The sequence below is a fragment of the Variovorax defluvii genome (assembly GCF_039541515.1).
GTDB classification, from domain to species: domain Bacteria; phylum Pseudomonadota; class Gammaproteobacteria; order Burkholderiales; family Burkholderiaceae_C; genus Variovorax; species Variovorax defluvii.
This window is the reverse complement of the sequence record NZ_BAABGJ010000080.1, coordinates 83,581-105,023: the sequence shown is the minus strand read 5'-3', so window position 1 is coordinate 105,023 and position 21,443 is coordinate 83,581. Positions and strand designations below refer to the sequence as shown.

Annotated in this window: 17 protein-coding genes; 2 read left to right on the top strand and 15 right to left on the bottom strand. The window is 70.0% G+C overall.

Annotation, left to right across the window (positions count from 1 at the left end):
* The first annotated feature begins 684 nt into the window (after positions 1–684).
* Entirely contained in the window at positions 685–1,788 is a 1,104-nt protein-coding gene (gene bcsZ / locus ABEA07_RS23265) for a cellulose synthase complex periplasmic endoglucanase BcsZ (protein ID WP_345540855.1), read from the top strand.
* Entirely contained in the window at positions 1,764–4,508 is a 2,745-nt protein-coding gene (locus tag ABEA07_RS23260; protein ID WP_345540854.1) for a cellulose biosynthesis protein BcsC, read from the top strand. The genes bcsZ and ABEA07_RS23260 overlap by 25 nt, the downstream gene beginning before the upstream one ends.
* Positions 4,509–4,544: 36 nt before the next feature.
* On the opposite strand, the gene ABEA07_RS23255 is transcribed toward ABEA07_RS23260, so the two are convergent.
* From ABEA07_RS23255 to ABEA07_RS23185, 15 genes are all read right to left on the bottom strand, one after another.
* Positions 4,545–5,903 carry a sigma-54-dependent transcriptional regulator gene (locus tag ABEA07_RS23255; protein WP_345540852.1) on the bottom strand — a complete coding sequence of 453 codons (1,359 nt, stop codon included), beginning with the start codon at positions 5,901–5,903 and terminating at the stop codon, positions 4,545–4,547.
* Positions 5,900–7,741 (bottom strand): sensor histidine kinase, encoded by a 1,842-nt coding sequence (locus tag ABEA07_RS23250; RefSeq protein WP_345540851.1) that lies wholly within the window; start codon positions 7,739–7,741, stop codon positions 5,900–5,902. The genes ABEA07_RS23255 and ABEA07_RS23250 overlap by 4 nt, the downstream gene beginning before the upstream one ends.
* A gap of 338 nt (positions 7,742–8,079) precedes the next feature.
* Complete coding sequence (locus ABEA07_RS23245) at positions 8,080–9,333, bottom strand: TIGR02270 family protein (RefSeq protein WP_345540849.1); 1,254 nt, start codon at positions 9,331–9,333, stop codon at positions 8,080–8,082.
* 9 nt (positions 9,334–9,342) lie between these two features.
* The gene (locus ABEA07_RS23240; RefSeq protein WP_345540848.1) at positions 9,343–9,984 is read right to left on the bottom strand and encodes a hypothetical protein; all 642 of its coding nucleotides are present in this window, start codon (positions 9,982–9,984) and stop codon (positions 9,343–9,345) included.
* A 34-nt stretch (positions 9,985–10,018) separates the two neighbouring features.
* On the bottom strand, positions 10,019–10,930 hold the full coding sequence (locus ABEA07_RS23235) for a type VI immunity family protein (protein WP_345540847.1): 912 nt from the start codon (positions 10,928–10,930) through the stop codon (positions 10,019–10,021).
* 26 nt (positions 10,931–10,956) lie between these two features.
* Positions 10,957–11,832 (bottom strand): PAAR-like domain-containing protein, encoded by an 876-nt coding sequence (locus tag ABEA07_RS23230; protein ID WP_345540846.1) that lies wholly within the window; start codon positions 11,830–11,832, stop codon positions 10,957–10,959.
* A 3-nt stretch (positions 11,833–11,835) separates the two neighbouring features.
* Positions 11,836–12,903, bottom strand: coding sequence for a hypothetical protein (locus tag ABEA07_RS23225; protein WP_345540845.1), 1,068 nt, complete (start codon positions 12,901–12,903; stop codon positions 11,836–11,838).
* Between the two features lie 2 nt (positions 12,904–12,905).
* Entirely contained in the window at positions 12,906–13,961 is a 1,056-nt protein-coding gene (locus ABEA07_RS23220) for a DUF2169 family type VI secretion system accessory protein (protein WP_345540844.1), read from the bottom strand.
* Between the two features lie 14 nt (positions 13,962–13,975).
* Positions 13,976–14,458 carry a DUF6484 domain-containing protein gene (locus ABEA07_RS23215; protein ID WP_345540843.1) on the bottom strand — a complete coding sequence of 161 codons (483 nt, stop codon included), beginning with the start codon at positions 14,456–14,458 and terminating at the stop codon, positions 13,976–13,978.
* Between the two features lie 3 nt (positions 14,459–14,461).
* Positions 14,462–16,804: a type VI secretion system Vgr family protein gene (locus ABEA07_RS23210; protein WP_345540842.1), complete on the bottom strand. Its 2,343-nt coding sequence runs from the start codon at positions 16,802–16,804 to the stop codon at positions 14,462–14,464.
* 133 nt (positions 16,805–16,937) lie between these two features.
* Positions 16,938–17,675 carry an SDR family NAD(P)-dependent oxidoreductase gene (locus tag ABEA07_RS23205; RefSeq protein WP_345540841.1) on the bottom strand — a complete coding sequence of 246 codons (738 nt, stop codon included), beginning with the start codon at positions 17,673–17,675 and terminating at the stop codon, positions 16,938–16,940.
* Between the two features lie 150 nt (positions 17,676–17,825).
* Entirely contained in the window at positions 17,826–18,629 is an 804-nt protein-coding gene (locus ABEA07_RS23200) for an ABC transporter ATP-binding protein (RefSeq protein WP_345540839.1), read from the bottom strand.
* 42 nt (positions 18,630–18,671) lie between these two features.
* Positions 18,672–19,688 carry a LacI family DNA-binding transcriptional regulator gene (locus ABEA07_RS23195; protein WP_345540838.1) on the bottom strand — a complete coding sequence of 339 codons (1,017 nt, stop codon included), beginning with the start codon at positions 19,686–19,688 and terminating at the stop codon, positions 18,672–18,674.
* Complete coding sequence (locus tag ABEA07_RS23190) at positions 19,685–20,542, bottom strand: sugar phosphate isomerase/epimerase family protein (RefSeq protein ID WP_345540837.1); 858 nt, start codon at positions 20,540–20,542, stop codon at positions 19,685–19,687. The genes ABEA07_RS23195 and ABEA07_RS23190 overlap by 4 nt, the downstream gene beginning before the upstream one ends.
* Positions 20,539–21,420 (bottom strand): SDR family NAD(P)-dependent oxidoreductase, encoded by an 882-nt coding sequence (locus tag ABEA07_RS23185; RefSeq protein WP_345540836.1) that lies wholly within the window; start codon positions 21,418–21,420, stop codon positions 20,539–20,541. The genes ABEA07_RS23190 and ABEA07_RS23185 overlap by 4 nt, the downstream gene beginning before the upstream one ends.
* Positions 21,421–21,443 lie beyond the last annotated feature (23 nt).

Sequence of the window (21,443 nt, the reverse complement as noted above, 5' to 3'; positions counted from 1 at the left end):
CTCGGCCACCAACGGCTCGCTGCGCTTCGCGGAGAGTGTCGCAAGCTATGGCTTGCTCCACTTGGCGAAGTCCCCGGCGCATGAGCTGGCGCAACGTGCGGGGAGATCCACTGCGCTGACTCCACCACCCCCCACACAAGTACGCGCCATGGCGCGTTGGAGTTCCATCCCCTCTGCGCGTGCCGAGGAGCGCAGTGCAGCCGGCCCGCACGCCTGCCGAAGGACAGGCGTGCTTCGTGATCTGACTCGCCGCAGCTGTTTGAGCGCAGCGCCCGAAGGGCGCGTAGCGAGTTCTGCGGCGGGGCCGGATGTGCGAGCACCGCAGGTTGCCCGCAGCGAAGCGGAGGGACACGCGCAGTGGGGTCGCCTTTCTTTGGTTACTTTCTTTGGCGAGACAAAGAAAGTAACTCGCCCGCCGGGGCGAATTCCCGGCTCCTGCGCCAAACAACAAGCAAGGCAAAAACAAAGGCCCAAGAGGCCAATTCAAAGCTCCTGCGCCACCCAACAAGCAAGGCAAGAACAAAGGCCCAGTGCCCTGCCCCCAACCCTCTCCCACAGGGCGCCGGAGCAAGCCAGCGCCACCCAGGCCCAGGCGAAAGCAATCCAGTGACCCTCCCCAAAGAGTCGCGCCGCCGTTACCTGACCGCCCTGGCCCTCTTGCCAGTGTCAGCACTCCCCGACGCAATGCACGCCGCAACCCTCCCCTGCCTCCCCACCGACGACTGGACCCGCTTCGCCGAACGCCATCTCCAGCGTGACGGACGCATCATCGATTTCGACGCGCCCGAGCAGCATTCAACCTCCGAAGGCCAGTCCTACGCCCTGTTCTTCGCACTCGTCCACAACGACCGCCCGGCCTTCGACCGCATCCTCCAGTGGACCGCTGCCAACCTGGCCGACGGGCAACTCGCCGAGCGCCTGCCCGCCTGGCACTGGGGCCGCAAGCCCGATGGCCGCTGGGGCGTGCTGGATGCCACCCCGGCCTCCGACGCCGACCTGTGGATCGCCTACACGCTGATCGAGGCCGGCCGGCTATGGAACCATGCCGCCTACCGCGCGCTCGGCCGCAGCGTGCTCGCCAATGCAGCCCGCGAAGAAGTCGCCACCTTGCCCGGACTCGGCCTCATGCTGCTGCCCTGGCCCCGCGCCATCGCCAGCGGGCCGCTGTGGCGCCTCAATCCCAGCTACCTGCCGCTGCAGCTCCTGCGCCGTTTCCAGCAGGAAGACCCGCCGGGCCCCTGGGACGAAATCGCCCGGCACACGCAACGCATGACGGAAGCGACCGCGCCGCGCGGCTTCGCGCCCGACTGGTGCGCCTGGTCGGAAAAGGACCGCGCCTTCGTGCCCGACCCCGAGAAGCCCACGGTCGGCAGCTACGACGCCATCCGTGTCTACCTGTGGGCCGGCATGCTGCACGCCCAGGAGCCCGCGCGCGCCGCGCTGCTCCATGCGCTGGGCGGCCCGCGTGCGCTGCTGCTGAAGAAGGCGGCGCTGCCGGAATACGTGGATACCGACACCGGCGCCATGCGCGGCGCCGCGCCGGTCGGCTTCGCGGGCGCGCTGCTGCCCTACCTCCAGGCGCAGGACCTGCAGGCGCCGCTCGATGTGCAGCTCGCACGCATCCGCGAGCGCATGGCCGGCACGCCGGCCCCCGCCCCCCTGCCCTATTACGAGCGCATGCTGCTGCTGTTCGGCCAGGCCTGGCTCGATGGCCGCTACGCCTTCGGGCGCAACGGGGAGCTGCAGCCCGATTGGAGACGCCTTTGCGCCCCACGCCGACCCGCCTGAGGCAACTGGCCTGCGTCGCCGCCTGCGCTGCCCTCGGTGCAGGCCCCGCCCTCGCCCAACCGGACGCGCGCGCCGCGCTGGCCGAGCAGGCCATGCACTGGCAGAGCCTGGGCCGGCTCGAACTGGCGGAAGCCAGCTGGCGCAAGTTGCTCAGCGCCGATCCGCAATCGGCCGACGCGCTTTACGGCATGGCCCAGGTCGAGCTCGCGCGCGGCCGGCCGGCGCAGGCGCAGGACTGGATCGCGCGCCTGCGCGCCGCGCACCCGGCCGACGCCAGAGCGGCCCGGCTCGAGGCCCGCCTGCGCCAGCCCGGCGGCCCCGCCACCGACCTGCAGGCCGCGCGCGCCGCCGCCCGCGCCGGACGCACGGAGGAAGCACTGCAGGCCTATCGCGCCATCTTCGGCAACCGCCCGCCGCCGGAGCCGATCGCGCTCGAGTACTACCAACTGCTCGCCGGCACGCCCCAGGGCTGGGACGAAAGCCGCCGCGGCCTCGAACAGCTCGCGCGCAGCCGGCCGGACCGGCAGGACGTGCGGCTGGCGCTGGCCCAGCTCCAGACTTATCGCGACGCGACCCGGCGCGAAGGCATCCGCAGCCTGGCCGAGCTGGCCAGGCTGCCGAACGGCAGCGCGGCGCGCGAGGCTTGGCGACAGGCGCTGCTGTGGCTGGACGCACGGCCCGCCGACGCCGCGCTCTACCGCGACTACCTGTCGATGCAGTCCGATCCCGCCGTCGCGCAGCGCCTGGATGGACTGGGCACCGCGCGTGCGCCGCAGGCCACCGAAGGCCCCGCCGCCCCCGACCCGCTGCGCCTGGGATTCGCCGCATTCGAGCGCGGCGACCTGGGCGCCGCCGAACGCCACTTCCGCGCCGCCCTCCGGCAGCGCCCCACGCACGCCGATGCACTCGGCGGCCTGGGTCTGGTGCGCCTGCGGCAACAGCAGTTCGCGCAGGCCGAAGACCTGCTGACCCAGGCCTCGCGCTCCGGCAACGGCCGGCGGTGGTCGGCCGCGTTGCGAAGCGCCACCTACTGGAATCTCGTCGGCCAGGCCAGCGCCGCCCGCGAACGCGGCGACCTGGCTTCGGCCAGGCAACTGCTGGAGCGCGCCATCCAGCTCGATCCGGCGCAGCCCGCCGCGCGCGGCGCCCTGGCCGGCCTGGCGGACATGCGCGCCGCGCAGGCGCGCGCGCAGGCCCGGCGCGAGGCCGACGCCGGCGACAGCGCCGGCGCACGGCGCACGCTCGAAGCGGCGCTGGCCGAAGCGCCCGGCAACCCGTGGCTGCGCTACGACCTCGCGCTGGTCTACCGCCGCATGGACCTGCCGTCCGAAGCGCACGCGCTCATGGAGGCGATGCCCGCCGCGCAGCGCGACACGCCGGACGCGCTGCACGCACAGGCGCTGCTGGCCGCCGATGCCGGCGACCCCGCGGCAGGCATGGCGTATCTGGACCGCATCCCGGACGCATCGCGCACGGCCGACATGAACGCGCTGCGGCAAAAGCTCCAGTCCACGGCCGAGGCGCGGCGCGCCGATCTCGACCGCCAGCAGGCGGAGCTCGAAGCCCGTCAGGCCACGGAACGCCGGGCCGAGGCCGAGCGCGCGCCGCAGCTCGCCGCCGGCACCGTGTACCGCCATCGCAGCGGCGAACCCGGCCTGGGCCGCCTGAGCGACGTGCAGACGCCCATCGAAGCCCACCTTCCGGCCGGCGAGGGCCGCATCGTGCTCGGCGTCACACCCACCGAGCTCCGTGCGGGCACGCTCGGCGTCGACGCAGGCAGTGCCAGCCGCTTCGGCGGCGGCATGTGGGCCGCACAACGGCAGGCCGCCGGCCTCGCGCCGCCGCCCGGCGAGCAGCGCGCGCAGGGCGTGGGCCTGCACGTCGGCTACGAAGACGCGAACTTCAGCGCCAGCCTGGGCACCACGCCGCAGGGCTTCGAGCACAGCAACGTGGTCGGCCACCTGGCTTACAGCGGCCGGCTCGGCGAAACGGTCAGCTTCAAGGCCGAGCTGTCGCGCCGGCCGGTCACGGACAGCCTGCTGTCCTTCGCCGGCACGCGCGACCCGCGCACCGGCCTGCGCTGGGGTGGCGTGGTCGCCACCGGCGGCCGGCTGGACCTGGCCCGGGATTTCGGCAGCTGGGGCGTCTACGGCCGCGGCGCCGTCCATTCGATCACCGGCCTTCACGTGGAGGACAACCGCCGCCACGCACTGGGCGGCGGCGTCTACCTGCCGCTGTCGCGCGGACCGGACGGCGGGCTGACCGTGGGCCTGGACGTCGGCCTGATCTCTTACGACAAGAACCTTGGCGGCTTCACCTACGGCCAGGGCGGCTACTTCAGCCCCCAGCGCCATGCCAGCCTGACCTTGCCCATCGATTGGCAGGGCCGGGACGGCCGCTTGAGCTGGCGCCTCAACGCCTCCATCGGCATGCAGTCCTTCCGCGAAGATCCGGCGCCCTTGTCGCTCCTGACCGGCGCCGCGGCGTTCACCGCCGGGACGCGGCACACGGGCCTCGCGTACAACCTCGCCGCCGTCCTGGAATACCGGCTCGCGCCCCAGCTCTACCTCGGCGGCGCACTGGGTTTCAACAACGCGCGCGACTACCGGCAATTCACGGGCCACGCCTACCTGCGCTACGTGTTCGGCGCCGGCGCCGCGCAGGACATGCCGTCCGTGCCGAGGCTCCTGAACTCGCCCTACACGCCGTTGTTCCCGTGAAGGCCGGCCACGGCCGCGACCCGCGCCGCGAACCCCTCAGCCTTCCTGCCGGAACGCCTCGGTCGACACCCGCAGCCGCTTCAGCTTGTCGTAAAGCGTCTGCTTGGGCAGCCCGAGCGCCTTCGCGGTCTGGACCACGTCACCGTGGCAGCGCCGCAGCTCCTCGGTGACCATGACCCGCTCGAAGCGCTCCATCTGTGCCGGCAGGCTGCTCGGCAGCTCCGTGCCGCCGGGGGCCGGCAGCAGGCGGTCGCCCGGCAGGCCCAGCACGTAGCGGTCGGCCACGTTGCGCAACTCGCGCACGTTGCCCGGCCAGCCGTGGGCCATGAGCTCGGCCAGCTGGCCGGCGCCGACCACCGGCGCCGCGCGCTGGTAGCGGCTGGCGGCCTGCAGCGTGAAATGCTCGAACAACAGCGGGATGTCCTCCCGCCGCTCGCGCAGCGGCGGCAGCTCGATGAAGGCCACGCCGATGCGGTAGTACAGGTCGGCGCGGAACTTCTGCCGGTCGACCAGGGCCTTGAGGTCCTCCTTGGCGGCGGCGATCACGCGGCAGTCGATCGGGATCAGCCGGTTCGAGCCCAGCCGCTCGATGCTGCGCTCCTGCAGGGCACGCAGCAGCTTGACCTGCACCGCCATCGGCATGCTCTCGATCTCGTCGAGGAACAGCGTGCCGCCCTGCGCATGCTCGAACTTGCCGACGCGCACCCGCGTGGCGCCGGTGAAGGCGCCGGCCTCGTGGCCGAAGAGCTCGCTCTCGGCCAGCGCCTCGGGCAGCCCGCCGCAGTTCACCGGCACGTAGTGCGCGCGGCGGCGCGCGCTGTGCTCGTGCAGGCAGCGGGCCACCAGGTCCTTGCCGGTGCCGGTCTCGCCGTAGATCACGACGTCGACCGAGGTCCCCGCCAGGTTGAGCACCTCGCGCCGCACGCGCTGCATCTGGGCCGAGCGTCCCAGCAGGGCAGCCTCGATGCCCTGCCGGTTCTCCAGATGCTCGTGCAGCTCCCGCACCTTGAGCGTCAGCGACCGCTTCTCGGTGGCGCGCCGCACCACCGCGACCAGTTGCTCCGACGCGAAAGGCTTTTCGATGAAGTCGTAGGCGCCCTGCCGCATCGCGTGCACCGCCATCGCGATGTCACCGTGGCCGGTGACCAGGATCACGGGCAGCTCGGGGTCGACGGCACGGATCTCGCCCAGCCAGTCGGTGCCGCTCATGCCGGGCAGTTGCACGTCGCTCAGCACGACCACCGGCGCACCGGCGCGGATGCGCGAACGCGCCTCCTCCACGCTGGCGAAGCCGTCCACCGCGAGCCCGGCGAGTTCCAGCGCCTGGGTGCTGCCCAGTCGCACATCGGCATCGTCTTCGACGAAGATCACGCGGATCGGGGCGCTATCGCTCATGTGTGTACGGCCTCCTGTGTCGCCGCCAGCGGCAGCTCGATGGTGAAGCAGGCGCCGGAGCCCCCGATGTTCGCACCCCGCAGGCTCCCGCCCAGCTCGCGCACGATGTGGGCCGAGATCATCAGCCCCAGGCCCAGGCCGGCACCGGCCGGCTTGCTCGTGACGAAAGGATCGAACAGGCGCGGCAGGATGTCGGGACGGATGCCCGGCCCGGTGTCGCAGACCTGGATCGCGCAGCGGTGTTCCTGCGCCGGGTCGATGCCTGCCTCGATGCGCAGTCGCCGCAGCGGCGACGCGTCCATCGCATCGATGGCATTGCCCATCACGTTGACCAGCACCTGCTCCAGGCGCGCTTCCTCGGCCCAGGCCGCGAGGCCCTCGGGCGCCACGTGCACCACCAGTTCCACGCCCTTGTCGCGCAGGCGTTCGGACAGCATCAGTTGCGCATTGGCGATCGACTGCCGCAGGTCGACACGCTCGCGCGCCAGCGTGTTCTTGTACGCGAAGGCCTTGAGCCGGGACGTCAGCCGTCCGAGGCGATCCACGAGGTGGGCGATGCGCTGCAGGTTGCCCCGCACGTCGTCGGTGCGCCCGTGCTCCAGCAGCACGCAGGCGTTGTCGGAGAGGGTGCGCAGCGCGCCCAGCGGCTGGTTGAGTTCGTGCACCATGCCGGCCGACATCTGGCCCAGCGCCGCCATCTTGCCGGCGTGCACCAGCTCGCCCTGGGTGGCGCGCAGGTCGGCTTCGATGGCCTTGCGGGCCTCGACCTCCTCGGCCAGCTTGGCCACCGCGCTGCGCAGCTCGGCCGTGCGCAGCACGACCTTGGACTCGAGGCTGTCGTGCGCCGCCTGCAGCGCGGCGCGGCTGGCCAGCTTGGCGCGCAAGGCACGGTGGCGCTGCGCCAGCACCGTCGCGACCAGCAGCAGCACCATCGCACCCAGCGCGGCCATGAGGGCGAGGTTGCGCGCGCCGGCGCGCACCGGCGCCGTGTCGTCGAGCGCCACCACGCGCCAGCCCGCCGGCTCGAGGGAGCGGCTCGTGCCGAGGTACTGCGCGCCCTGCAACCGGATTGCCGCCGCGCCACCGGCCGGCTGCGGCGTTTCGCGCCAATCCAGGGGCGTCAGCGGCGCCGAGCCATAGGGGCGCGTGTCGGCGATGTCTGCCAGGGCCTCGGGTCCCAGGGGCGCGAGAGGCCTGAACTTCCATTCCTCCCGCGAGGACAGGATCACGACGCCGCGCTCGTCGAGCACCAGCAGCTCGCCAGGCAGCTTGCGCCAGGCGGACTCGGCGGCTTCCAGATCGACCTTCACCGCTGCCACGCCGCGGCGCTGTCCCTGGCCGAAGAGGGCGTAGGACAGGTAGTAGCCGGCGCGCCGGCTGGTGAAGCCGACGCCGTAGAACCGGCCCCGACCGCGCGCCAGCGCGTCCTTCACGTAGGGCCGGAACGAGAGGTTGGCGCCGACCGGCGTGCCGGGGTCGTTCCAATCCGAGGCGGCCAGGCACACGCCCGAGGCATCGACGATGTAGAGATTCGACGCGCCGGCCGTCGCGTTGATGCGCTCCAGCACACGATTGGTGCGGCCACGCAGGTCCGCGTCGTCGGGCTGGTCGAGCAGCGCGAACACCGTGGGCGTGATCTCCAGCAGCGAGGGCAGGTAGTCGAAGCGCACCAGGTCGGCTTCCAGCCCGGCGGCCACCACGTCGAGCCGGTGCTGCGCGGCCTCGCGCAGACGCTCCAGCCCCGCGCGCATGGCCACCGCATGGCCGGCCAGCGCGGCCGCCCCGATGATCGCCACCGCCACGAGCCAACCCAGCGCGCGTCGCACGACTGCCTTCATTCCACTCCTCAGCGTCTCCCGCGGCTCCTCGTGCTCCCTGGACAAAAGCCCGCCGGACGGGGCGATGTTAGGCCTCCATGCGCTTCCCGGACGCGCGGAGAAACGCGCTTGCGCGAACGGCCTCTTTGGCTCACTGGGTCCGACCGCATCGGCATGCCCGGTCGTGGCCAAGTTCGGGGAGGCTCGGATCAGGTGGAGGATGCCGGCTTCCCCCACGCACCGGCACCGCCGGCCGAGGTCCGACGCATCGGACTGCGTTCGGCTCGGCGAACGGCGCCCGACCCGGTCGGGCTCATCGATGAACTGAACGATTCATTGGCAAAAATGATGCCCGCGGGTCACCCGGGTTCGCCGAGCCGGCGCTGCTGGCGCCATGCCGGCGCACTGGTCGGGAACAGCACGCTGCCGGGCCGCAGCAACGCCAAGTGCAGTGCGGCCGCCACGCGCTGGCGCTGGAAGCCCTCGCGCAGCACTGCCAGGCAATGCGCCTCGGTCACCGGCTGCCCGAGGAAGCAGCGCGTGCCGTTCGAGAACCGCGCGACATGCCGGTCCCACCAACCGCGGACCTTCTGCACATCGGGCCAAGGCAGCGCAAGGTCCTCCGGCAGTTCGACGCTCTCGTCATCGGGGTCTTCGGTGGGCCCGTCCTCGAAGCCATCGGGCGGAGGCACCTCCATCTGCTCGAGATTGAAGTCGGCACCGGTGATGGAAACGAAGGCCTCTGCCGCGATCCGCGCAAGCGCGGGCTGGGCCATCTGCTCGATGAGCCAGGGGACATAACGCGCGTCGCCTGCAAAGCCGGCACCCATGATGCGCAAACGCGCGGCATCCGGCACCGAGGACAACGCCACCAACAGCGCGTGCGCCGCGGCCGGCTCCACGGCTTGCAAGGCCAGCTGCAATGCGCGCAACTGACGCGGCCCTGGCTTCAAGGCCACCGCCTCAAGCGCCTCGATCGCCTGAAACCTGTCGCCGAGCAACACGGCCGACCAGGCGGCCCAGAAGCGCAGCTCGGGCTTGGGCTCGACGGCTGCGGCCTGCACCTGGGCCGCGAGATCGGTGCGCCCGAGTTCGCCAGCGGCGCGGAGCGCGCGGATGCGCACGCTGTCCACTGCACCGTCGAGCAGACGGCCGAGCACGGGACCAGGATCCTTCCGATGCAGCGCGCAGGCGGCGATGCCGAGCTTCTGCCGCAGCGGCGCAGCATCGTCGACCATCGCCTTCACGCGGCCACGCAGGTATTCGGGCGCGACCCAGCCGAGCGCGGATGCGACGCCCGGGACCGCGTCCGGCGCATCGGCGGCACGCTCGACCAAGGCATCGAAGCGTCCATCGGGTGCCTCCGCGGCCAGTACGGCGGCGGGGAAAAAATCTTCCGCTCCCTCGTTGTCGAGGGCCGCCGCGGCGCACTGCCAGCCCACGTCGCCGGCGACGCGCAAGCCATCGATATGAGCGGCCAGGCGCTCGTCGAGGTCGGCGAACTGCGAAGGGGTGTAGTGGGGTGCGTGGACGGCGCTGCCGCGCTGGAGCCACAGAAACGAGGCTTCGTCGGCATGCTCCTCGACGACGTGCACCAGCGAACCTGTGTCCACCTGCCACCCCTACTCGAAGTGCAGCCGCACCACGGGCAGCACCACGTGCCAAGCGCAGCAGAGATTGACGATCAGGTTCCAGGCGTCCGCGTCGGCGTTGTCCCAGATCCACTCGTGATAGTGAATCGTGCGCGGATCGTTGAACATGGCCTGCGCGCCGCTGACTTCCACCGCTTCGTCCGGATCGTCGGGATACGCGAGCGTCAGTGTGTCCCACAGCGCAAGGGTGTCGAGCAGGCGCTGGCCGGCCCGGGGCTCGACCGGCTGCGCGAACTCTATTTCGATCAGCAAGGCGCTGTTGCCGCCGAGGTCCGGTGGCAGTTCGACCTTGAACGGCGGCACTGCGACGGCGGCCGGTCGCGCGCCGCTGTCGACCGACAGGTCATGCTCGCGGCGGCCCAGCAAGGCATGCGCCGACCGGAACGAAACATCGTGATGGCGGCAGTCGGTCAGCACGCCTCCCAGCACGCCAAGCGCCGCGACGGCGAGATCTTCGACCTGCAGCCTCGCGTGGACGGATGCCGCTTCGCACCGGATCTCGGCGCGATCGCGAAGGCGGCCCGGGAAGAAGAACCCCGCATCGAATGCCTCGAGGAAGACGCGGATGCGGCGCTCCACCAGTTCGACCCCGCCCGCGGGCACTGCGGCCAACGTCACATCGATCGCGACAGGGCCCGAGTAGCGCTCAGGCGAAGAAGCGTCGAAGCCAGTCATGTGCATCCTCGTCGGACATGCCCTTGATCGCCAGGTCCTCGAAGGCCTCGTCGGGAGCCAGCACGGGCGCGACGAGCCGTCCGACCGCGTGGCAGGCCGGCAGCAGGTCCTGCCGGTTCACGTCGCCGAGTTGCGGCGCGGTGCCCGCACGCAGCAGCACGCCGCTCTTGCCGAGGGGGAGCAGCGACACATCGGCGGGAGCGCTGCGCTGCAGTGCAGCCGGACCGCCGAGCGCGGCCGCCGCCTCTGCGCCCAGCAGGGTCAGCCAGGCCACGGCGGCCACGCCGCGCTCGGCCGCGTTCGACATCGTGATCGCATCCCCATATCCGAGGCCGGGGTACCGCAGGAGAAGAGGTGCCGCCCATCGGCAGACTTCCCGCTCCACTCCGGGGTCCGCCTCATCCCAGACGAAGGAGTATCCGCAGTAGCCGCTGCTGAGCGGAAACTCCTCCAGCGCATTGCGAACCAGTGCGATCACCTGGTCCGGCTCGCTGGCCCATTCGACCGGCAGCATCATTCGCACCACGAAGCAGGGCGGCTTGAAGACGCCCAGCAGCGCCATCTGCACGGCAGGCGGAACGACGTTGCGTGCCGCCTCGCCGGCATGCGCCCGGAACCCCAGCATCTTGGAGGCCAGGAGGCGCGGATCGGAGAACCAGTGATGAGGACCCTCGAACGCCTGCGCGTCGAAGGCCCGGAATCGCTTCATGTCCCCTGTGCGGTAGAAGCGCAGGTGGTGTCCGAAGGCCTCGGAGAACGAGCGCAGGAAGCGCGCGAACCCCTCGCCGCCTTGCGGCGCGCCGTAGGCGAAGGCCACGACTTCGAGGCAGGGCATCGCCAGAACATGATCGCCTTTCTGGAGCGTGAACAGGGGTCCATCCATGGGGTTCTACCTTTCTGGTTCCACTTTCAGGTGCAAACGCAGTCATTCTCGACATCCATGACCGTCACTTTCTTGGCCGTGGCCGACTTCTTCATGATGGCGACCTGGTTGTCCGTCAGGCTGTCGCCGGGAAACTTGACCTCGATGATTTTGGTCACCTTGCTGAGCGCCACCGTTCCTTTTTCAACGGCTTTCTTGGCACCGGTCAACACGATGTCCCACTTGACGAATCCTGATCCGCTTCCGGTTGCCGCGCCCCACTTGCCGATGAAGTCGCCGCCGATCTCCTGCGAGGCCTCGGTGATGAGGCCCGCTTGACGCCCGCGCGGCTTGGGATCGAGGCGATCGCGCATCAGGTTCTGGAACTTGGACGTGGGCGTCTTCCCTTTCTTGATGTCTGCCGCGTCTTTTTTCTTCTTGTCGTCCATGGCCTTGCAGGCCGCATCGCAGAGCTTGTCGGCAAGCGCCTGGTCGCCGACTTCGACGGCAAAGCCCGGCTGCGCCACTCCACCCAGATTCGCCGCGTTCTCCGCGTTGTGAAACATCTTGTCCGTGAGCCGGGCAGCGCTCTTGCCGTCCATCTTCACATCGAAGGAGTAGAGAATCCAGGTCGCCTCCTTCATGAAGGTGCTGGACTTGACGCCTCCCGCCACGCCGGCGTTGTCGCCGTTCGACAACGCGAATTTCGAGCCCTTGTGGGCGGCCATCGCCTTGTCGCCCTTGACCGTGGTGGTGCCGTTCGACAGGGTGATCGAGTTGGCAATGTTCGGATAGGGCACCGGCACCGGCCCGCCCGGGCTCGGTGTCTTGCACACATCAGGGATCGTTGCGGTGCTGATACCGGTGCTGAACTTGTGAACCAGCGTGAGGCTGGTGCCATTGACCTGGATGGTGACCGGCACGGCTCAGCCCCCGTCGGGTTCGGCGCTGCGCACCAGCACCGCGCCCCGCTCGCCCGACTCGGAACTTCCCCACACCAGCGACAGCGGCCCCTTGGCGTAGCGCTTGCGATGCGCGATGACGGCCAGTGCGGCATGCAGCGGCGCACTCGCCGCGCCCACGTCGCCCCAGCAGTCGGCCGGCGCGATGAAGTCCGAAGCGCTGCGGAAATACTCGCCAGTGCGCAGCGCGGCGAAGCCGAATTCGTCGGCGCGGTAGGGCTCCCCATTGAGGTCGCAGAACACGTTGTGCACCTGTTCGCCGGAGGCCAGGGCCTGCAGGGCGGCGCGGAAGGCCTGCGTCAGCCCCTCGCCGGTGCACACCTCGCCGGTCTTGATGCGCCGCGCTTCCATGCCGATGCCGACCGAGACCAATTCGCCGAGCGGCTCGATGCCGAAGCGTCGCGCGAATCCGGCAGGACCGAGCAGGATGGCGCCGGCTGCTTCGCCGGGGACGAAGCCCCAGGCGTTGTTGAGCGGCCCGCCGCCATGCAGCTGGTCACAGTCCTCGACCCATTCGAGTGTCCGGGGGGCCAGGTAGGAATCGGCGCCCGCCACCACGCAGGCGTCGAAGGCGCCCCGTGCGCAGCCGGCCTCGGCTGCGGCGACGGCCAGATGACCGGCCGCGTGCCCGACCTCGAAGCGCGCGACCTGGGTGAAACGATCGCCCATGCGTTCGCGCAGCGACGCCAGCAGGTCCTCGGCCAGCCCCTCGGCCCGACCGGGCCGCGGCGGCGGCAGTGCCAGGGCCAGGCCCAGGCGCGCAGGCGCGCCCTCGCCCTGCGCAGGCACGCACATCAGCGCTTCCTCGATGGCCGGCAGGAGCAGCGCGGCCAGGCGCGCGGCGCTCTCCATTCCAATGTCCAGCCAGGGCGCGCGCGCAACGCGCATCGGCGCGCCGGCCGTGTCGACCATGTACGGGTGCTCGAAGAAGCCGCACACGCCGGCCCGCGCCGCTGCCGCGCTCGCCCAGACGGTACGGCCGATCGGGGTGCAGGCACCCAGCCCGAGGATCCGGAGCGCGACGATGGCCATGCTCAGCCCTCCAGCGCCTCGGCGGTCCCCGAATCGCTCAGGTTCAGCACCCGCTTCTCCACGATCCGCGTCTTCTGCAACTTGTGGACCTTCGTGTGGCAGGGCAGCGCGCTGTGCCACACCAGCGAGACACGCAGGGCCGAGGGCTCGAGAATCACCGTGTGAAGCCGCGGCCGGGCGTGCATGGTCCGGGTGCCGTCGGAGAAGAAGGTATCGAGGCGCAGCAGGACGCGCGGCAGTGTGAAGCGCAGCTCGGGCTGCCGCGCCAAATGCACCAGCGCCACGGGCTCGCCGCCCGCCAGGAACTGCGGCGACTGCTGGTCGGCCGGCGCGCACTGGTAGTGGCGGTCATCGAAGTCGTGCGGCAGCAGGGGCTGCCGCTCGCGCATCCAACGTTCGTCGTAGGTGCCCGCCAGGCTCAGCCGCGGCTGCCAGTGCACGCCGAGCGGGCCAAAGCCGGCCGGTGCCGGCCGGTCGCTCCAGCCTTGCACCGGCCGGTCGGCATATTCGATGTTGGGCAGCCGCACACCCTCGGCGCCTGCCGCATCGAGCACAAAGCCGGTGCCGGCAGGATTGCGAGCGTCCCACTGTGGCCGTGCGCTGCGCCGGCTGGCCGGATCGACCCCGCCGTAGGCGCGCTCGTAGCAGAGCGGCATCGTCGCGAATGGCTCCGGCTCCGAAGGCGAACCACCGAGCCACACGCGGTCGCCGGTGACGCGCAGCCGCTTGACCACCGGTCCCACGCGAAAACCCACGTCGAGCGTCGCGACCGGTACGCCGCCCGGTGCATGGGCTTCGCCGAGCAGCAGCACGTCCGTCGTCAGTTTGGTGCGCACCATGTCCGTGTCATGGCGCAGGCTGGAACGAGCGGGCTCCGCCGGGTTCGCGAACGCCGGTACCTGCACCACAGGGGATTGGACCTCGGCCAACACGGTGCCGCCGTCGGCGAGGATGTCGAAGCTGCACTTCACCGCCACGATCCAGATCTCGGCGCCATCGCGGTCGCGCACCCAGGTGCGCTCGGCGGCGTACGGCGTGCGGTTGTCCAGTTGCCACATGGCGCGCCCTCGCCTCAGTTGATGTCCACGTGAGCGCCCTTGATCTTGTTGGCACCGCGCGAGCGCGTGAGCACGAAATTGCCCTTGATCAACACCTTGCCGGCCTTCGTGAGCACGATGCTGGCGTCGCCGCATCGCAGGTCGATCCGCTGCCTCGCCTGAAGCACCACGCGCTCGCCGTCGATCTCGACCGCGGCCGTGGGTGACGGCGCCTCGCCTGCCTGCAAGCGGCCCAGGATGACCGGACTGCGCACCCTGCCCTTCTGGAACGCGACCACCACCGCCACGCCCGCTTCCGCGCGGGAGAGACCGAGCGTCGACAACGCGGGCACTGCAGGCAGCGAACCGCTCAGCACGACGAGAAAGCGGCCCTGTTCATCGAAGCCGGCGAAGGTAGCCAGCGACACGCCCTCGCCTGCCACCTTCGACCATTCGGCCACATCGGCGATCATCGCCCGAACGCCGTGCAGATCGTCCTGATCGCGGAGCTGCTTCATCGCTCAATCCTCCCCCAGGTTGGCACCCTTGATCTTGATGGAGCCACCGGCCTTGAAAGACGCGCTGCCATCGGCCTTGATGGTGATCTTGGCACCCTTGATCGTGATCCCGCTCGAATCCAGAACGATCTTGCTGCCGCCGGCCTTCAACACGATGGTCGGCGCCTCGATCATGCAGACCGCGCCAGCCTTGATCTTGATCGGCCCCTTCGATGTCTCCCCGATGACCGCGGCGGCCAGCTTGTGCGTCCCGCCCACGCTGAACGACTGCAACCCTCCGACGCTGACTTTCTGCAGGCTTCCGACATTCACCACCTGCGCGCCGCCGATGTTCACCATCTGGGCGCCGCCGACATCGATCATCTCGCCCGCGCCGACGTTATGCATGCGTCCGGCGCCCACGCTGTGCGACTCGGCCAGCGAGATCGTGGTGGTCTGGACCCCGTTGACGGTGTGGACACGGCCACCGGTCACCGTGACCGTCTCGCCGCCGTTGACGGTTTCCGTCCTGTGACCGCCGATGGTGATGGTCTCGGTGCCACCGACAGACTCATCCCGATTGGTGCCAACGGAGATCGACTGGTTGACGCCGATCGATTGCCTCTGGTTGTTGCCCACGGTTTCCGAATCGTCGACGTCGATCCGGTCCGTGCGGTTGTTGTTCACCGTCGTGGACTGGTCATGCAGCACCGTCGTGCTCATGTCGTACTGCCCGTGGATCGTGATCATTTCCTTGCCTGCCGTGTCGTTCATCGACATCTCGTTGTAGCCGTTGCCCTTGTGCGTGCTCGTCTTGAGTCCGCTGACGACCGCATTGGCGGGCAGTGCATAGGGGGGCATGCTTTCACCGTTGTAGAAGCGCCCGACAATGATGGGCTGATCGGGGTCGCCATCGAGGAAGTCGACGATCACCTCCTGCCCGATGCGCGGGATCGCAACCGCGCCCCAGCCCTTGCCCGCCCATGGCTGCGAGACGCGCATCCAGCAAGAGCTGTTCTCGTCCTTCTTGCCGTAACGGTCCCAATGGAACTGCACCTTCACGCGCCCGAACTCGTCCGTCCAGATTTCCTCGCCCGATTTGCCGACGACCAGGGCGCACTGCGGACCGGGCATGCGGGCGCGCGGTGTCAGCCTCGGTGGGCGCCAGGGCATGTCGGTGGGCAGGAGTGTGAGCAGGAAGGCGCCGCTGCCATGCAGGCCCGTGCGCAGCGCCGGCGATTCGACGATCAGTGTTTCGAAGGCCGAGCGCGAATCGGCATTCACCGCGTCGTCGTCGAGCACCGTCTTGAGCACCTCCGCCAGCGAACGGCCGTGCCGGATCGGGTCGATGCTCTCGTAGCCCGGGTGCGTGACGACGAAGGTGCAGGCGGCAATGACGTATTCGCCGTCGCGCAGGCCATCGGGGTCGCCTTTGAAATCGAAGCGCTTCCCGACGGCGACGTCGGGCCAACGCGTGAAGGCCCAATGACGCTGGCGCCGGCCGACGAGTTCATCGAGGCGCACGCCTGCGATGTTCTCGGCGTCGTCGCCATCGGCATAGCCGCCAGGGAACTCGAAGGACTCGAGATCCGACAACTCATGGGCATCCGGATCGCCCTTGTCGGCGCTGAGCTTCTTGCTCACCGCCCTGAAGTCGTTGTCGCGCGAGGCGTACTTGCCGGTGTCGAACTGGCGCATGCTCACCCACTGCGCGATCTCGCTGAAACGCGGCTCGCTGCCGTCCGGTGCATGGTCGAGGGTGCCCACGACCGGCAGCTTCTCGTGTGCAAGGTCCAGCGCATCCGACAGGTGCATGGTGCCCGGTCTGTCGTGCGCGTCGAACCAGTAGTAGATGCCTTCATCCTCCAAAAGCCGCGAGATGAAGGCATGGTCGCTCTCCTGGTACTGCACGCAGTAGGGATGGGACGCGTGGACCCCGAGGACGTGGTCTGTCCGGGTTTTCTTCAGGCGCTTGATGGGACTGTCCTCGAGCACCTCGTCCATCACATCGAGCACGGGCTTGTCCTGAAGGATGCGTGAGTTGGTGCGCTTGGTCAGCAGCCAGAACCATGAGCGCAGCTGAATCTGGTACTCGAAGTAGCGCCCTGCTGCCGCAAGGCGCATCAAGCGCGTGGCGTGCCCATGGCAGTGCCGCTCGTGCAGGCTTCCTTGCGCATCCTTGAAGGCGATGACCACATCGAACGCATGCCCCAGGATGTCCTCGGCTGTGATCGCATGATTCTTCGACAGCACAGTGAGCTCATAGAACGACGCGCGCGAGAGGCCTTCGTGCCCCGCCACGCTCCAGAACATCAGGTCCGCCGCGACCGGTGATTCGCTTTTGATCTGAAACTGCGCTTCCGCCACGAGGTCACCCCCCTATTCATGCGCAGCCGGCGCACGATGGGGACTATCGATCGCAGATCGGCAAGCGTCCATACGACGGACGCCATCGGCCAAGCGGCTGTCGGCCGGATGGGAGCCCAGCACGCCGCAGCGTTCAGGCGTGCACCGTCCCGCCGTCCACGTTGATGATCTGCCCGTTCACATAGCTCGAGGCCGGACCGCACAAGAACTCGATCACGGTGGCCACCTCGCGCGCTTCGGCGAAGCGGCGGATCGGGATCTCGGCCATCAGCTTCTCGGCGCGGTCGGCGATGAGCTGGCGCGTCATGGGCGTGAGGATGATGCCGGGCGCGACGGCGTTGACGTGCACCACCGGCGCGAAGCGGCGGGTCATGGCGCGCACCATGCCGGCGATCGCGCCCTTGGATGCCGAATAGGCGATGCGATCCAGCCCGCCGCGCCGGAAGGCAAGCGAACAGGCGAAGACCATGCGCGAAGGCAGCTCGGGCGTGCCTGCGCAGCGTGCGTGAAAGAGCCGGCCGAGCTGGTAGCCATTGCGCACGTTGGCGGCCATGGTGTCGTCAAACAGCGAGAGGTCGCCCAGGTCCTCCAGGTCCGGCAGCGAGATGCCGGCCAGGTGCACCAAGGCGTAGGGCTTGCCGCCCTCCTCCAGCGCACGCGTGCAGGCCTCTTCCGAATCGAGGCCATTGACCTGCAGCTGCAGGTTGGGCGGCCCGCCGAGCGCACTGCGGGCCTGCTCCAGCGCCTCCTGCGCGCGGTCGGCCAGGCGCACGCGCGCGCCGGCGTCCAGGAAGACCTTGGCGGTCTGCACGCCGATCCCGCCGGCGCCGCCGGTGATGAGGATGGTCTTGTCGGCGTAGAAAGGGTTCACGATTGCGCTCCTCGCGTCATGGATGGACGGCCCAGGGCCGCGTGGTCAGGCCGCTCGGCAGCGGCGAAGTCCCCGTCGCGCCCGTCCGGCGCCGCGTTGGCGCAGCCGTGTCGCGGCACTGCGCCGCCGGGCGATCGCGGGGAGAAGGTGTCATTCGGTCGCGATGGTCTGGAAGTCCTGCTCGCGCAGCAGCTTCCAGATCCGGCTGCGGATGTCCACGAAGCTCGGCAGGTCCATCACGTCCTCGATGCGCTCGTGGCCGGCCCAGCTCTCGGCGTTGCGCGTGCCCGCGACGTCGATGTCGGCCACGATCGCGCCGCCGTTGCGGCTCATCACGATCACGCGGTCGGCCAGGTAGACGGCCTCTTCCACCGCGTGGGTGATGAACAGCACGGTGCGCGGCGCGATGGCGCACAGGCGCAGCAGTTCTTCCTGCATGACGGTGCGGGTCTGCGCGTCGAGCGCGCCGAAGGGCTCGTCCATCAGCAGGACGCCGGGGTCGAGCGCGTAGCTGCGCGCGATCGCCACCCGTTGCTGCATGCCGCCGGAAAGCTGGTGCGGGTAAGCATCCTCGCGTCCCTGCAGGCTCATCAACTGGACGAAATGGCGCACGCGCTCCGCGCGCTCGTGCTCCGGCATGCCCTTGCAGCGCAGGCCGAAGGCGATGTTCTCCGCCACGGTCTTCCAGGGGAACAGCGCGAACTGCTGGAAGACGACGGCACGGTCCGGCCCCGGGCCGGCCACCGCCTCGCCGCCGATGCGCACGCTGCCCGAGGTCGGCGCATCGAGGCCGGCCGCCAGGCGCAGCAAGGTGGTCTTGCCGCAGCCGGAGGGGCCGACGATGGCGACGAACTGCTTGTCGTGGATGTGCAGGTCGATGTCGCGCAACACCGCGTTGGCCTGGCCGCCGCGCGTGAAGACGCGCCCGACTTTGTTGAATTGGATGTCGCTCATGAATTGGAGTCCTTCGCCGCCGACCTCGACTGCCGGCGGCGCTCATGCGCTTTCGCGCGGAATCATCGTGTAGCCGACGTCGAAGACCGGGGCCTCGAGCGGCTCGCCGCGCAGCTTGGCCAGCGCCATCTCGGCGGCCTTGCGGCCGATCACGCGCTGGTGCACGCCTACCGTGGTCAGGCGCGGGCGGATGGCACGGCCCAGCGGGGTATCGTCGAAGCCGGCGACCGCCACGTCCTGCGGCACGCGGATGCCCAGTTGCGCCGCCTCCAGCACGAAGCCGGCAGCGATCATGTCGCTGGCAATGAAGATCGCATCGGGCCGCTTGCCCGCCGGCATGGCCTGGAACTCGCGCGCCAGTTCCGCGCCGCTCTCCAGTTCCATCGGCGCCGAGCCGATCCACGATTCGGTGGCGGGCAGATTGGCCTCCGCCAGCGCCTGCCGGAAACCTTCCTCCCGGGCACGGGTGCGCTCGTTGTCGGTCTGCGTGCCGCCGCGGTAGGCCAGCCGCGTGTGGCCCTTGGCGATGAGGTAATGCGTGGCCTCGCGCGCCGCCTGGAAGTTGGAGAAGCCGACCGCCATGTCGATCGGCTCGGGGCCGATGTTCCACGTCTCGACCACCGGCATGCCGGCCTTTCTCAGCAGCGTGCGCGTGCCGCGCGTGTGCGTAAAGCCGGTGAGGATCACGGCGTCCGGCCGGTAGCCGAGCAGGCCGCGGATCAGCTCTTCCTCGCGCGCGGCGCTGTAGCCGCTGTGGGCGATGATGAGCGAAAAGCCGTTGGCGCCCAGGACGTCGTTGATGCCGTGGATGGTCTCGGCGAAGACCGAGTTGGCGATGTTGGGCAACAGCAGCGCGACCAGCTTGCTGCCGCGCCGCGACAGGGCCCGCGCCGTGAAGTCGGGCACGTAGCCCAGCTCCGAGGCGGCGCGCAGCACGGCCGCGCGCGTCTCGGCCGTGACCGAGGGATGGTTGGCCAGCGCCCGGGAGACGGTGATCGACGACACGTTGGCCAGCCGACCGACGTCCCGCATGGTCAGGGAGCGCCTGGGCACGCTCATGCGCCGAAGCCTTCGCGGATCACGCGCATGAAGTTGCGGGCCACGGTGCGGCCGTCGGCGAAGCGCTCCCGCCAGATGGCGAGGGCGTCCGCGTGGTCGGCGGCCAGCAGTTGGCGCGAGAAGGCTTCCACGCCCACGATGCCGGCGTAGCCGCACTGCGCAGCCTCGCTGGACCAACGCACCAGGTCGAGCGCGCCGTCGTAGGCATCGCCGCGCTGGCTCTGATCCAGCTCCAGGTAGGCCAGCCGCGGCAGCGCAGCGCGGATGGCGCCGAAGGGGTCGGACTCGTCGATGCTCATGTGGAAGGTGTCCAGGTGGAGATGAACATTGTCGTGTCCTACCGCCTCCAGGAAGTCCATGCCGCGCCGCGTGTCGTAGAGCAGCGGCGTCTCGTAGCGGTTCACCACTTCCAGCGCCAGGCGCACGCCGGCCGCCGCCGCATGCTCGGCCACCTCGCGCACCGAGTCGGCCGCGCGTTCGAAAGCCTCGCGCGGCAGCGGGCGCGCGGCTTTGTGGATCGGGCCGTAGAGCACGCCGCCGATCTGCGTGGAGCCCATGTCGCGCGCCATGCCGACGGCCTGCTTCAGGTGCGCGATGCCGCGCGCGCGAACGGCGGCATCGGCGTCGCCGATGTCCTTGTCTGGCGAGAGCCCGCAGGTGTTCAGCGGCGACAGCCCCTGCGCCTCGAAGGCGCGCGCCAGGGGCGCGGGTTGGATGTCCTCGAAGCGGCGCAGCGGCACTACCACGTGGTCGTAGCCGATCTCGGCCGCGTCGGCGAGCGTCGGTGCGAGGCCCTGCGGGCTCCAGTCGGCACCCCACACGGCGGCATGGATCGCAGTGCGGATGCCGCTCACGGGGACGTCTCCCGCCCGCTGGCGAACAGGGCACGGACCGGCGCCAGGCGCTCCACGCCCGGCGCCTCGCCGATGTCTTCGCCCGGGTCACCGCGCATGGTGAAGCCGCCGTCCACCGGCAGGATGACGCCGTTGATGAAGCCGCTGGCCGGCAGCGCCAGGAAGGCGATGGCGTGGCCGACTTCCTCCGGCAGGCCCCAGCGGCCCGCGGGCGCACGCTCGGCGTAGGTTCGGTAGTCGAGCATGCCGGCGTCCAGCCGCGCCTGCAGGGTTTCGGTGAGGATGTAGCCGGGCGCCACGGCGTTGACGGTGATGCCCAGGCGCCCCACTTCCACCGCCAGCGAGCGCGTGAAGCCGTTGATCGCATGCTTGGCGATGGCATAGCCGCTGCGGTTCGGCAGGCCCAGCAGCCCCAGCACGGACGAGATGTTGACGATGCGGCCGAAGCCGCGCGCCGCCATGCCCGGAATCACGGCCTGGCTGCAGAGGTAGGCGCCGCGCACGTGGATGTCGAACATGGCCTGCACGTCGGCCACCGGCGTGTCGGTCACCGGTGCCAGGCGCGGCGTCATGATCCCGGCGCAGTTGACGAGCACGTCGATGCCGCCGAGTGCCTTCTCGCCGGCGGCGATGGCGGCCCGCACCGCGTCCGCATCGGCGACGTCGGCGGCGCCCGACGTGCATTCGACACCGAAGCGCCGCGCCAGCGCCTGCGCGGCGCGCCGCGCGTTTTCTTCGTTCAAGTCGATCACCGCGATGGCCGAGCCGCGACGTGCGCACTCGGCGGCGGTGGCGAAGCCGATGCCTTGCGCACCGCCGGTCACCAGCGTGACGCGGCCATGCAGGCTGCCGAGGCTGCGGCTGTGCGTGGTGCTCATCGCGCGTCTCGCTTCATGGGTGC